This is a genomic window from Desulfonema magnum, from assembly GCF_017377395.1.
In the GTDB taxonomy this organism is placed as follows: Bacteria; Desulfobacterota; Desulfobacteria; order Desulfobacterales; family 4be13; genus Desulfonema_C; species Desulfonema_C magnum.
This window is the reverse complement of record NZ_CP061800.1, coordinates 2,965,630-2,979,974: the sequence shown is the minus strand read 5'-3', so window position 1 is coordinate 2,979,974 and position 14,345 is coordinate 2,965,630. Positions and strand designations below refer to the sequence as shown.

General features: G+C 51.7%; 4 protein-coding genes. All 4 read left to right on the top strand.

The features are described 5' to 3' along the window. Positions 1-215: 215 nt before the first annotated feature. Positions 216-8,273, top strand: coding sequence for a type I polyketide synthase (locus dnm_RS11845; RefSeq protein WP_207682854.1), 8,058 nt, complete (start codon positions 216-218; stop codon positions 8,271-8,273). Then, a complete protein-coding gene (locus tag dnm_RS11840; protein ID WP_207682853.1) occupies positions 8,270-12,514 on the top strand; it encodes a non-ribosomal peptide synthetase in 4,245 nt (1,414 codons plus the stop codon). The genes dnm_RS11845 and dnm_RS11840 overlap by 4 nt, the downstream gene beginning before the upstream one ends. Positions 12,515-12,759: 245 nt before the next feature. Beyond that, positions 12,760-13,563 (top strand): sulfotransferase family 2 domain-containing protein, encoded by an 804-nt coding sequence (locus dnm_RS11835; RefSeq protein ID WP_207682852.1) that lies wholly within the window; start codon positions 12,760-12,762, stop codon positions 13,561-13,563. After that, positions 13,547-14,248 carry a sulfotransferase family protein gene (locus tag dnm_RS11830; protein ID WP_207682851.1) on the top strand — a complete coding sequence of 234 codons (702 nt, stop codon included), beginning with the start codon at positions 13,547-13,549 and terminating at the stop codon, positions 14,246-14,248. Before dnm_RS11835 ends, dnm_RS11830 begins: the two co-directional genes overlap by 17 nt. Positions 14,249-14,345 lie beyond the last annotated feature (97 nt).

Genomic DNA, 14,345 nt, shown 5'->3' with positions numbered 1-14,345 from the left:
AAATCCGAAAATTCGGAGTCTTGTCAGACCAAGGGCACATCTGTTGAAAGAGAAATTCGGCAGATATTAACGGGTGTGATTCGCTGCCGCCGGTAAAAAGAACTGCGATTGTCCTGCCAGGAATTGTCATTCCTGATTTGGCATAATTTTTGCGTAAGATTCTTACCGGCAGTCCTGGCTCTCACCCGATGCCCACTTAATCGGAGTAAGTAAAAATGACCCAAAAATCAGATGCCTGGGAAGCCACCCGCACCCTCATCAGACTTCGTAATGAAGCTCCTCCTTTGATCCGGGGAGAGCAAACTGAGACTCATTTCCCACTTTCCCTATCCCAGGAACGGTTATTGGCCTTGGAGCAGCTGACCACGACCGGGCATTTGTATAACTTGTCTTATGCGTTTCACCTAAAGGGCGATCTGAACCTGACAGCCTTGAATCGCAGTTTGGAAACAGTGCTGAAGCGGCAAGAGGTTTTACGAACCACCTTTGGGACGGTGGAAGGGCAGCCCGGACAGATCATACAGCCCAGCCAACCTGTTGATTCTGATCTGACAGATTTGTCTGACATGCCCCTTTGTCAAGCCAGAGAACAGATTCTCGCTGATATTGCTCAACCCTTTGATCTGAAACATGCACCTGCCTTCCGCTATCATCGCTATCGTTTGGCAGATGATGAGTATGTTCTGGGTTTCACCTTTCACCATATTATTTCTGATTATTGGTCAGAAAACCTTTTTTTTAAAGAACTTAGCACCTGCTATGAGGCTTTTTCAGACAATAATGAACCCAGCCTGAAACCCTTAGCAATCCGTTATGCTGATTTTGCGGTGTGGCAGAGGCAATGGTTAAGCCAGCCAGGAATGTTGGCGTTTTTGCTAAATTATTGGCACCCCCAACTTCAGGGGCTGGCCCAACCTGATTTGCCAGCAGACCATTCATCAGGAGAAACGCAACGGCAAGTCGAGTTTCGAAAGATAATGATTTCAGCGGACCAAGTCACGGAGATCAGGGAATTAGCTCGTCGAACAAAAGTGCAGCCATTCACCATTTTACTAACCGCGCTCAACCTGGTGCTGGCAGAACATCTTAAAACCAGCGATGTTGCTGTTTTCAGCCCCATCACCAATCGTCATCGTCCGGAGTTGCAACATCTTATGGGGGATTTCTCCAACCTGTTGATTCTGAGAACTGATCTGTCGGGCAATCCCACCATCACAGACCTGTTGCAACGAGCGGGACAGGTGGTTTCCGGGGCCATTGCCCACCAGGATTTGCCATTGCAACTTATCAAAGCCAGCATTCCCCTGAAACTGCCTCAGGTCAGTTTTTCATATTTGAACATTCCGCAAGAAACACTGACCCTGCCGAATATGGCTGTTGAGCCATGGGATTTGGGGCTTGGCACCAATGATTTTGATCTTTTTCTTCTGATGATGGAACAAAAGGGAAGAACAGAGGGGTATTTGAAATATAACACCAACCTGTTTTCCCAAACAACTATTCAGAAAATGACAGAGCGGTTTCAGACAATATTGACAGCTATGATTGCCCAACCTGGACAACCGATCCCCCTTTTACGATCCAGTCCGATTCTGAAACCACCCGGGCGCAAGTTTGAAAATGGTTTGCTCATACCCATACCGGAACTTGTTGATCAGATACAACACCCCTTCAGAAAATCGGGAAAGGAGACTGTTTTGCGTCAGCAGCTCGGTCAGGCTTTGTCCGAGGAACGGTATGAGATATTAAAAAAACATGTCAAATCCGAAATCAAACGAATTGTGGGAATTGTCCCGGCTGATGACCAGGGCTTTTTTGATCTGGGGCTGAACTCATTGACATCCATCCAATTGCGAAATCGTCTGTCCATGGCTTTGGATATTTCCTTACCCGCGACCATCACCTTGGAATATCCTACCGTGGCCCGTCTGGCCGACTATCTGGCCGGAATGCTTTTTGGAAAACAACAAACCGTGACAGACCCGCCGGAAACCTTGACAGGCAATAGCCTGAACCCGGAGCCGGAGCCGATAGCCATCGTGGGCATGGGGTGTCGGTTTCCAGGGGGGGCGCATACACCGGAGCAGTTCTGGCAGCTGCTCCGTGAAGGGCGGGATGCCCTGGGTGATATTCCGCGTTCACGCTGGCCTGTTGATGATTATTATGACCCCGCCCCTGGCACACCAGGGAAGATGTACACCAAACAAGCCAGTTTTTTGCAACATCCCATAGAAGAATTTGACCCCCATTTTTTCGGGATATCTTCGGCAGAAGGCCAATATCTCGACCCCAGACATCGCTTACTTCTGGAAGTCTCCTGGGAAGCCTTGGAAAATGCCGGATTGCCAGCCGACAGATTACCGACTCGTACCGGCATATTCGTGGGGCTGATGGAGAGTGAGAAAGGCATGACAAACGGGCTCCATGATATTTACGGGACCACCGGAACACTGACCTCAATGGCAGCCGGCCGTTTGGCCTACCTGCTGGGCGCACAAGGGCCAAATATGGTCATTGATACGGCCTGTTCCTCCTCACTGCTGGCCGTACATCTGGCCTGTCAGTCTTTGCGAGCGGGTGAGTGTCAGGCCGCCCTGTGCGGCGGGGTCAATGTGCTGCTCTTTCCCAAATTAATGATCGGGCTTTCCGGAATGACGGTGTTGTCGCCCGATGGCCGCTGTAAAACTTTTGATGCCAGTGCCGACGGGTTTGGCCGGGGAGAAGGCTGCGGCATGGTCGTTCTCAAACGGCTGTCATGCGCGCTTGAGGATCGCGACCGAATATGGGCTGTCATCCGAGCATCAGCCGTCAATCATAACGGACCTGGCAGCGGACTGACTGTGCCCAGCAAGGCGGCTCAAACCGCTCTTATCCGTGAGGCCCTGGAAAAAGCAAATATTGAGGGAAAAGAAGTTGGTTATGTCGAAGCCCACGGCACAGGGACCAAGTTGGGCGATCCCATAGAGGTTCGCGCTCTGGCCGACGCATTGGGAAACCGGGACACCCCATTGCTGATTGGGTCGGTCAAGACCAATATCGGGCATTTGGATGCCAGCGCGGGGATAGCCGGGCTTATCAAAACAGCCCTGGTTTTACATCACCAAGAAATCCCCCCCCATTTGAATTTCAGCGAACCAAACCCACTCATTGACTGGGCGAACTTACCGTTTAAGGTTCCCCTTGAACGAATGACCTGGGCGGCAAACGACAAAGCCCGTATCGCCGGGACCAGCGCATTCGGACTCAGCGGCACCAATGCCCATGTCATTTTGGCCGAAGCTCTCCCGAAAGTGTTCGCGGATTCGACCGGGCAACAAGCTCCGGATCGCACCTGTCATGTGCTGACCATTAGCGGCAAAACAGAGCAGGCATTGGCCGACCAGGTGAGCCGCTATCTCGAATATCTTAGCACTCACCCCGACCTGAATCTGGCTGATGTCTGTTACACGGCCAACACCGGGCGGGTGCATTTCGAACATCGGCTGGGCATAGTCGCGCACGATCTGGCCGAGCTGCAGGGAAAACTGGCAGCGTATCAGCAGGGAGAGCGGGCTGAGGCCCTCGCACAAGGCAGAATCGGATCCGAACCCCCAAAAATCGCGTTTTTGTTCACAGGACAGGGGTCACAATATGCGGACATGGGGCGGGAGTTGTATGAGACCCAGCCCCTGTTCCGTGAGGTTATGACCGAATGTGATGAGATACTCCGGGCTTATTTGGATATCCCCCTGACAGAACTGCTCTATGGTGAGGACAAAGAGAATAATGAGCGGTTGCTGACCGAGACCCGCCACACTCAGCCGGCCCTGTTTGCCATTGAATATGCCCTGGCCAGACTGTGGCAGTCATGGGGAATTGAGCCGGCGGCAGTCATCGGCCACAGTGTCGGGGAATATGTGGCCGCGTGCCTCGCGGGGGTGTTCGGCCCGGCAGACGGCCTGAAACTGGTTGCCGAGCGGGGACGGCTGATGCATGCCCTTCCCCGGAAGGGTCTCATGGTGGCGGTCCGGGCGGATGAGGCGGGCCTGCGCGAGAAGCTGGCCTCCTATGGTGGCAGGGTGGTCATCGCCGGCCTGAACGCACCCCGGAGCCTGGTACTGTCCGGAGAGAGCGGGGCCGTCACCCGGATTACCGAGCAGTTGCAGGCGGAGGGTACGGAGTGCAAGCTACTGAACACCTCCCATGCCTTTCACTCAGCGTTGGTGGAGCCGATGCTGGCGGAATTCGGTGAGATCACCCGGACCATCAGATATGCCGAACCCGGGTTGGGACTAATTTCAAATCTCACTGGTAAACAGTTGGCAGAAATTACTCCCGCTTACTGGGTTGAGCATGTCCGGCAGCCCGTGCGTTTTGCAGAGGGCATTTCGACCCTGGCCGGGATGGGGACAGACATCTTTGTCGAGGTGGGGCCGAAACCAACTCTGCTGGGTCTGGGTCAGCAATGTCTGACAGGGAGCCATGAACACCTGTGGCTGCCCAGTCTGTATCCCAGGCAGCAGACGGACTGGTCACAAATGCTCAAATCGCTGGCCCAGTTGTATGTGTACGGTGCCAACATTGATTGGCAAAGATTTGACGAACCTTATCCTCGTCAGAAAATCACTTTGCCGACCTATCCCTTTCAGCGAAAACGGTATTGGACTGACCAGAAACCCCGGGGAACCTCACAGAATGCTGACGGACATCCGCTGACCGGTCAGAAGATTGCCCTATCCCACTCAGCCGAGACAGTTTTCCAAAGCCACCTGTCAGCCAGTTTTCCGGCCTATCTGGATGACCACCGTGTTTTTGGGCAGGTTGTCTTACCGGGCGCGGCCTATTTGGAAATGGCTTTGGAGGCAAGTCAGCAGCTTGCGGGAAGTTCTGCTTCCTTCATCATCCGAAATGTGACCTTCCAGCGACCATTGATACTGACAGATGAGGAAACCACCGTGCAGACTGTGTTCAGCCCCTCGGATGAAGGCTGGCGCTGGCAGATATTCAGTCAGTCCGCAGCCGGTGAGGAGTGGATATTGCACAGCGCGGGTGAGGCAGCTGAGGCAACTGACGGATTGAAACCGGCCAGTCAATACAAGTTATCCGAGTTGCAAAGCCGCTGTCAGACTGAAACCCCGGTTAAAGCGCATTATATGGCCTGTTCAGAAGCAGGGCTGGATTACGGGCCTGGGTTTCAAGGTTTGGAGGAGATGTATAAGGGTGAGGGGGAATCCTTAGGTTTGGTTCGCCTGTCAGGGTCGTTACAGCCGGAGTCCGGAACTTATCAGCTCCATCCGGCCCTGTCAGATGCCTGTCTGCAGGTGAGCCTCAGTGTTGCCGAATCAGATGATCCCCTGCTGCCCTTTGCCCTGGACCAGCTCTGTCTGTATGGTGCCGACAACCAGCACGCTGTGTGGAGTTATGCCTGCCTGAGAAAAGGAACCGGGGCAGAGACACGAACAATTGACATTACTTTGTTATCAGAGACAGGGGAACTGCTGGCAGAGCTGTCAGGCCTGACCCTCCGTCCGGTCAGTCAGCAGGCCATGTCGGGTTCAAGCCTCCGCACCGACTGGCTGTATCAACTGGATTGGCAGCCGATGAATCTGCCCCGGGAATCTCCTTATGAGAGTCAGGCAGGTCGCTGGCTGATTGTATCCGATCAGACGGATCAGGCCGATGAGTTGGCTCAACTGTTGCAGGCTGAAGGAGAGCAGGCTGACTTGATAACGAATGATGAATTACAGGGAGGACTTTGTTCTGATGAATTAACAGATCATCGGGGAGTAATCTATCTGGCTCCCCGGTCCGGTGATGACGGAATGCCCCAAGCTGCGCTGGAGGTTTCCATCCAGGTGTTGCAGCTGATTCAGACAATTGTTGAGCATCAGGGCAGGCGGCATCCTCGGATATGGTTGGTCACGGAAGAGGCTGTCGGGGATGGTGTGACCCATCCGGACCAGGCGACTTTATGGGGGCTGGGAAGGACAGTCTCATGGGAACATCCCGAACTGCAATGCAGCTGTCTGGATTTGGAAACAGATACCCCCGCCGAAACCCTGTTTGAGACGATCTGGTTTGCTGACAAAGAGAACCAGATTGCAATTCGCCAGGGACGGCCGCATATTGCCCGCCTGGAACGGTATGATCTGCCAATGCAGGAAACTCAGCAAAATATCTGTCCTTTTCAGGTACGCGTTGGTGAATATGGTCTGTTGGAGAGTCTGGATCTTGTTCCGGCAAGCCGCCGCCCTCCCGGGCCCGGTCAGGTCGAAGTTCAGGTGAGAGCCGCGGGACTGAATTTCAAAGATGTGCTACATGCCCTGGGTCTGCTGAAAGATTTTTATCCGCCTGAGCTGGGACGGGATGACCCCGCAAATCAGCCCTTTGGCTTTGAATGTTCAGGAAAGGTGGTGGACATGGGGACAGATGTGACCGATTTTGAAATCGGTGATGAGGTGATTGTGTGGCACTGTCCCGGATCCCTGGCCGAGTTTGTCACGGCTGACAGCGATCATGTCAGCCGGAAACCGCGGCATCTCAGTTTTGAAGAGGCAGCCACGATTCCCATAAACTTTCTGACTGCCTATTATGGGCTGCATGAGCTGGGCAGGATGAAAAAAGGGGATCGGGTGCTGATCCACGCGGCTGCCGGCGGAGTGGGTCAGGCAGCGGTTCAGCTGGCTCAGTATGCAGGGGCTGAAATTTTTGCCACAGCCAGCCTCTCGAAACGGAATTTCCTCAGATCACAGGGAATTGAGAATGTAATGGACTCCCGCACTTTTGAGTTTGCCGATCAGATCAGACAGATAACCGGTGGTCAGGGGGCTGACCTGGTGCTGAACAGTATCAATGGGGAGCATATTGAGAAGAGCTTTGATGTGTTGGCCCGGAATGGCCGCTTCATAGAGATTGGTAAGATTGACATCTGGGATGAGCATCGCGCGCGGACATATCGTCCGGATGTTTACTATGCGGCCTTTGACCTGGGTGACGAGGAAGCAGAAACCCCGGGGCTGATCGGTGCCATGCAGGCCAAACTGGGACAACTTTTTTCCGACGGAAAACTGAAGCCCCATCCTTATCACAGCTTCCCCATCGGGCAGGTAAGCCAGGCCTTCCGGTTCATGTCCCGGGCCAGGCATATCGGCAAGATTGTGCTGTCCGTTCCTGAACAGACCGAACAACAGAAAATCCGGCCCGGGAAAAGCTATCTGATAACTGGCGGGCTGGGAGGGCTGGGCCTGGAAGTGGCCCGGTATCTGGCCCGATCCGGGGCCAGTCATCTGATCCTGAGCAGTCGCCGGGGTGCGGAAACAGAAACTGCCCGGGAATCGCTTCGTCTTATGGAAGAATCCGGCGCGCAGGTATCGGTGGTCAGGGCCGATGTTTCCCAGGAAGCAGATGTGGTCCGTTTGCTGACAGAATGCCGGCAGTCTGCACCGTTAGGAGGGATTATCCATGCAGCGGGCCTGTTGGATGATGGTATCTTGTCACAGCAAAACAGGGAAAGGTTTACCAAAGTCTTTGCCCCGAAAGTCCGGGGGAGCTGGTATCTGCATCAGCATACCCGGGAGATGCCCCTTGACTTCTTTGTTTGCTTTTCGTCACAGTCATCACTGCTGGGCAATGGGGGGCAGACCAACTATGCCGCTGCCAATGCGTTTATGGATAGCCTGGCAGCCTATCGTCAGGCCCAGGGGCTGCCTGCTCTGAGTATCAACTGGGGGGCCTGGTCCGGGGTGGGCATGGCAAGGGATCTGCTCGGAGACAGCCGGGGTATTTCGCCAAAACAGGGCGTGGCACTGTTCGGCGCACTGCTGGACCGGGACATGGCACAGGCGGGAGTCATGCCGATCCGCTGGAAAGCGTTTGTCAGACAGTTGCCAGCCAGGGTGAAACCACCCGTCTTGGACGTATTCCTGGAAAAATCAGAACCTGCCCAAGCCGGAAATGGCCTGCGCCAACAAGTGACTCAGGCAAGTGATGAGGAACGCTATGAGCTTCTGAGACAGTATGTCCGCACTCAGGTTAAGATAATTGTGGGGATTACGCGGGCAGATGATGATCAGAACTTTTCTGAAATGGGCATGGACTCACTGATGTCGATCCAGTTGGCGAATCATGTGCTTGCTGACATTGGTTTTTCGGTATCTGTGAACATGATTTCAGAACATCCGACAATTTCCAAGCTGAGTCAGGTTTTGTCAGAAATGCTTGTCGCTGAGAACAAATATGTTCTGCGAGCCTCGAAGCAAGGTCTGACGGATGATTATGAAGAAGGAGAAATATGAATCACGTTGCAGCTTTGTTAGACCGATTGAATGAACAAAATATCAGTTTATGGACGGAGGACAATAAACTGCGTTACAGTGCCCCCAGGGGCGCTCTGACAGACTCCTTAAAAAAAGAAATCAGAAATTACAAAACTGATATTATTGATTTTTTGAACAAGGCATGTGACTCTGCTGTCAAACCCGCCGGACTGCCCCAGGTCAGTCCTGATCCGGATTCACGGCATGAACGGTTTCCTCTGAGCGATATTCAGCAAGCCTATTGGATTGGCCGTCAGAGTCATGTTGAGCTGGGTAACATGGCCACCCAGGTGTACCTGGAATGGCGGGTCTCCGAGGATTTGGATATCCTTCGACTGAGCGAGGCATGGCAAAGGGTGATCGCCCGTCATCCCATGCTGCAAACCGTGATACAGTCAGACGGACAGCAGCGGGTGCTGGCCCAAATACCGGATTATCAGATTTCAGTGCTTGATCTGCGTCTGGCAGAAACCAAGACGGTTTCGGAGAAATTGGCCGATATCCGACAAAGCGTGATCAGCCGAATTTCTCAGGCCGAGGAATGGCCATTGTTTGACATTCGGGCAACATTGACATCCGAGGGAGCGCACCTGCACTTCTGCATAGACATGATTGTGGTTGATGGGTGGAGCATCGGATTGGTGTTGGATGAATGGTACCAGTCATATCACCGGCCGGACGCGGTTTTTCCTCCGCTTGAACTGACTTTTCGGGATTATATGGTGGCCATCAGCGACTTTGAGGAAACTTCGGCTCTGTATGAAGCTTCAAAAAGCTATTGGTTCAGCCGCGCAGGCACCTTGCCTGCGGCCCCCAAGCTGCCTTTTGCCAAAGACTTCCAAACCATTGAGAGACCTCAGTTTCAGGAATATTGCAAACAACTGGAAGCTTCGTTATGGGAAGCCGTGAAAAGAAAAGCAGCCGCGCATGAACTCCGACCTGCGACAATATTGTTGGCTGTTTATGCCGAAGTCCTGAGCATGTGGAGCAGGGATCCCCATTTTACGCTGAACCAACCCGTTTTTCACCGCCTGCCGCTTCATCCCCAGGTGAATCAGGTGGTCGGTGATTTCACAACACTGTCGTTAATTGAAATTGATAACCGGGATGAGACCGATTCCACCAGTTTCACTGAGCGAGCCAGACAGATACAACAGCAGCAGGACCAAGACATAGACCATCGTTACTTTGGCGGAGTACGGCTTATTCGAGAGATCAGCCGCCAAAGCAGAAAAAGAAATGCAGCCCTGATGCCCATTGTCTTCACCAACCTCTTATCTGTGAACACCACTTCGCGTATCGGGTGGGGAGATTTGGTACATGAGGTGAGTCAGACCTCGCAAGTCTGTCTGGATCATATCGTGAGAGAAATCCGAGGTGAACTTGTGCTGATCTGGAATATGATTGATCAGCTGTTCCCAGAGGATCTGCTGAATGATATGTTTGACAGCCATCTTTGTTTTTTGAAACAATTGGCCACAGACGAAGCAATTTGGCATGAAAGCCATCCCCTGACCTTGCCAGAAAGACAATTGGCCCAGCGGAATGAGGTCAATGACACATCCGCGCCAATCTCAGATGAGTTGCTGCATACCCTGTTCATTCGTCAGTGCCAAAAGACCCCGGACAATATCGCGGTGATTGGCATTGATAAAAGTCTCACCTATCAGGAATTGTATCAACAGGCAGATCAGGTGGGACATTGGCTGCGGGAGCGGGGTGCCAGACCAAACCAACTGGTCGCAGTGATCATGGAAAAAGGCTGGGAACAGGTGGTGGCGGTCATGGGTATCCTGATGTCGGGTGCGGCATATCTGCCCATTGACCCGGATATGCCAACTGAGCGTCAGCATTATCTGCTGGAACAAGGACAAATCAGCCTGGCCCTGACCCAGCCAGAGCTTGATAAAAATCTGATCTGGCCCGAAGATATTCAGCGATTGTCCGTTGACAGCGAGTTACAAGCTGCGGACCCGTCAGATCGTAAATCTGAAGACGGGCAAGATAGCGTGAACCTGAAGCCAACGGATCTGGCCTATGTCATTTACACATCCGGTTCAACCGGAAATCCCAAAGGCGTGGTCATTGACCATCGGGGCGCGGTTAACACGATTTTGGATATTAACCGCCGTTTTGGCGTGACCGAAAAAGATCGTGCGCTGGCATTATCCGCCCTCAATTTTGATCTGTCTGTTTATGACATCTTCGGACTGTTGGCTGTTGGCGGAACAATTGTGATCCCTGCACCAGAGGGACGGCGTGATCCTTCCCACTGGTCAGATCTGATGACCAGGCATGGCGTGACCTTGTGGGATACCGTGCCAGCCCTGATGCAGATGTTGGCTGAATACCGCAGTTCGACAGGCTCACTGACAGATTCTGGTTCAGCGTCAGGTTCGGCAGAGTCAGCAAACGCCCCTTTACGTTTGGTGATGATGAGTGGTGACTGGATTCCCCTTGATTTGCCTGACAAGATCCGCCAAATCTGGCCGGAGGCTGCGCTGATGAGTCTGGGAGGGGCTACCGAGGCATCCATATGGTCAATCTTTTATCCGATTAAAACCGTGGACCCAAGGTGGACCAGCATTCCTTATGGCAAACCATTGACCAACCAGACATTCCATGTGCTGAATGATCGCCTGGACCCTTGTCCGGTCTGGGTTCCGGGGCAGCTTCATATCGGGGGCATAGGTCTGGCTTTGGGCTATTGGCGAGATGAAGAGAAGACCAACGCCAGTTTCTTTACGCATCCCCGGACCGGAGAACGGCTGTACAAAACCGGTGATCTGGGCCGTTATCTGCCGGATGGCAATATTGAGTTTTTGGGACGGGAGGACTTTCAGGTCAAGATACGGGGGCATCGGATTGAGTTGGGTGAAATTGAAAGCCATCTGCTGAAACTCCCGGTTCTCAGAGAGGTGATTGTCTCCGCAATCGGTGAAAACCGTCACGACAAGCAGTTGGTGGCCTACATCGTCCCCACAGAAAACAAGCAGGAACTGAGCGATCAGAACTGCGAAAACCAAGCCGTTGACCAAGCCGCTTATGGTTTGCAGGCGATGCAGGGCGTCCTGACCGATCCGCTGGAACGCCTGGAGTTCAAACTGGGCCAGCCTGGTATCCGCCAGCCTGAGAACGGGCTGCCAGAAACTGAGCTGCCATCGGCTGTGGTGAATGATGCGGCGTATTTGGAGCGGCAAAGTTTTCGCCAGTTTTTAAATGAGCCGATCAGCTTGTCACAACTCGGTCAGATGCTCAGTTGTCTGTGCCCCCGAGTGTTTCCGGGCGGGGCCTTGCCCAAATATCGCTATGGGTCAGCCGGCAGTCTTTATCCGGTACAAACCTATCTCTATGTAAAGCCCGGATATATAGCTGATTTGGAAGGCGGATTTTACTATTATCATCCCTCAGACCACCGGCTGATCTTATTGTCGTCGGCCACAGACATAAACCAGGATTTGCATGGCGGAACAAACCAGATTGTCTTTGACCAGTCGGCCTTCAGCCTCTTTTTGGTGGCGGAATACCGGGCCATTGAACCGATGTATGGTTCAAGCGCCCGTGATTTCTGTTTGTTGGAGGCGGGTTACATGAGTCAATTGCTGATGATGGAAGCTTCGGCTTATGACTTGGGGTTGTGTCCCATCGGAGGCATGGATTTTGAGCCGTTACGACCCGAGTTTGGTCTCACAGACAGTCAGGAGATGATCCACAGCTTTCTGGGCGGTGGCATTTCCGCCAGGCAGAAAACAGAACTCATCCAAACTGATCCCCGGGCCGAATCCTTGGAAGAACGCCTGAAAAGCCATCTCTTGCAGAAATTGCCCGGTTATATGGTTCCTAATATCTATGTCCGGTTGTCCGAACTGCCCCTGACCGCCAATGGCAAAGTTGACCGCAAAGCACTGCCTCGTCCTGATCTGAGCAGACAAACCACGGAGTGCGTGGCCCCGAAAACGGATTTGGAACGCCGCCTGCTTGAATTGGTACAACAGCTTCTGGCACTGGACGCGGTCAGTCTGACCGATGATTTCTTTGATATGGGAGCCAATTCTCTCAATATGGTGCAGCTGTACAATGCCATTGAAGCGGAGTTTCAACGGGAAATAAGCATACGGGATATTTTCAGCCATGCGACAGTGCAAATGCTGGCAAAAGTTCTCAGCCAGTCTCCGGAAAAAAACAGCCGCGCCGTCAGACAATGCGGCCATACCCTCTGATCTTAACCCTGAACAGATAGATCGGCTTTCAGCCAATTTGGAGAACCTGAGTGAAGCTGAGGTGGAACAGCTGATGAATGAACTGGAACAGGAACAGAGATAAAAGAATCTGAGGAGTCAGAGGTCAGGTTTATGCGGCGGAGAAACCCGACTTTTTCCCATGTCAGAGACGCGTCATTCCGGAAAAAAAGCCGGGTTTCTTCCCCGGGCATATATTAAAAAAATTTATGGTCAGGTACTTAATTATGTCAGCATCAGAAGTAGTTACCAAATATAAGACGGATAATTGTAATCCAAAGACAGATGTCAGCGGGAAGGAAATTTTTCATTTTCTGCATATCGGAAAAACAGGCGGAACTGCTGTCAAATACACGCTGATGAGAGATTTAATCCTCCTGGAAGATGGGGGCAGGAATAACAGGGGGACATCAATCGTTTCCCTTCCGGACATGCCTTACATCTTAAAGCTGCATAGTCATAGCATTACATTAAAAGATATTCCGGAGGGTGAGAACCTCATCTTTTTTCTCCGTGATCCGATTAGCAGATTTGTCAGCAGCTTTTACAGCAGGAAACGAAAAGGTATGCCGCGGTATTTTTTTGAATGGCATCCTGAGGAAAAGGCAGCATTTCAAAAATTTGAAACAGCAAATGAACTGGCTTGTTCCATCATGTCAGAAGACAGCAAAACATCTGATGCGGCTGTAAAAGCAATGAAATCTGTTTTTCATGTAAATACTTCTTTCTGGGATTGGTTTGAAAATAAGGAATACTTTCTCTCCAGAATATCGGACATCTTTTTTATAGGATTTCAGGAGAGTCTGGACCATGACTTTGAAAGGTTAAAAATGAAGCTGGGGCTGCCTGATACGGTCACACTCCCGACAGATAACGTTGAAGCTCATAAAGGGGGATATTCCGATTCCGAACAATTTTTGGAGGAAAAGGCCATAAAAAATCTTGAAAAATGGTATGCCAAAGACTATGAATTTCTCAAGCTATGCCGAAAAATAATGTTACCAGGAGACAACCATGATAAAAGTAATTGACGTGGCTCTTGGCCGTACCGGCACCATGTCCCTGAAATACGCACTGGAATCGCTGGGGTTTGACAAATGTTGCCATTTCAGCGATATGTTTTCTAATCCTGAACATCTCCGCCTATGGAAATCTTTGGCCCGGGGGGAAAAAATAGATTGGGAAAGGGCTTTTGAAGGCTGTCAGGCTTCTGTTTATTGGCCTCCGGGCTGCGACTATACCGAGTTTTTGAAAGAGCATCCTGATGTCAGGGTGGTGCTCACTATCCGGGATACTGAAAAATGGTATAAAAGTGTGTATGATACCATTTATAAATTCAATCATCTGACCTTCTCCAGAAGGGTGTTTATGCTCGTGATGGGCTTGTTCAGACCGGGGATCAGAAAAGTGTATGATGTGTGGCAGTTTCAACAAGAAACCCTGTGGATGAATACATACAAAGGGAAGTTTCACGATAAAAAATTTGCTATCGAAGTCTTTGCCAAACATATTGAAGAGGTGAAGCGCAAAGTGCCTGCGGACCGTCTGCTGATTTTCGATGTGAAAGACGGCTGGGAACCCCTGTGCCGTTTTTTGGATGTGCCCGTACCAGACACACCGTTTCCCCGTGTGAATGATACTGCTACTTTTATAGAGTGGAGAACCCTGGGATTAAGAAAACTGATCTTCGGTGAAAAAATTGTTAATCATGGATAAGCAATGAAGAGGACTGCCAAAAAATAAGCAGTGCCTGACAAATAAATTTTGCCAGGTGCATTATATAAGGCAGCCTTTTTTGGTCAGGTAGCAGGTG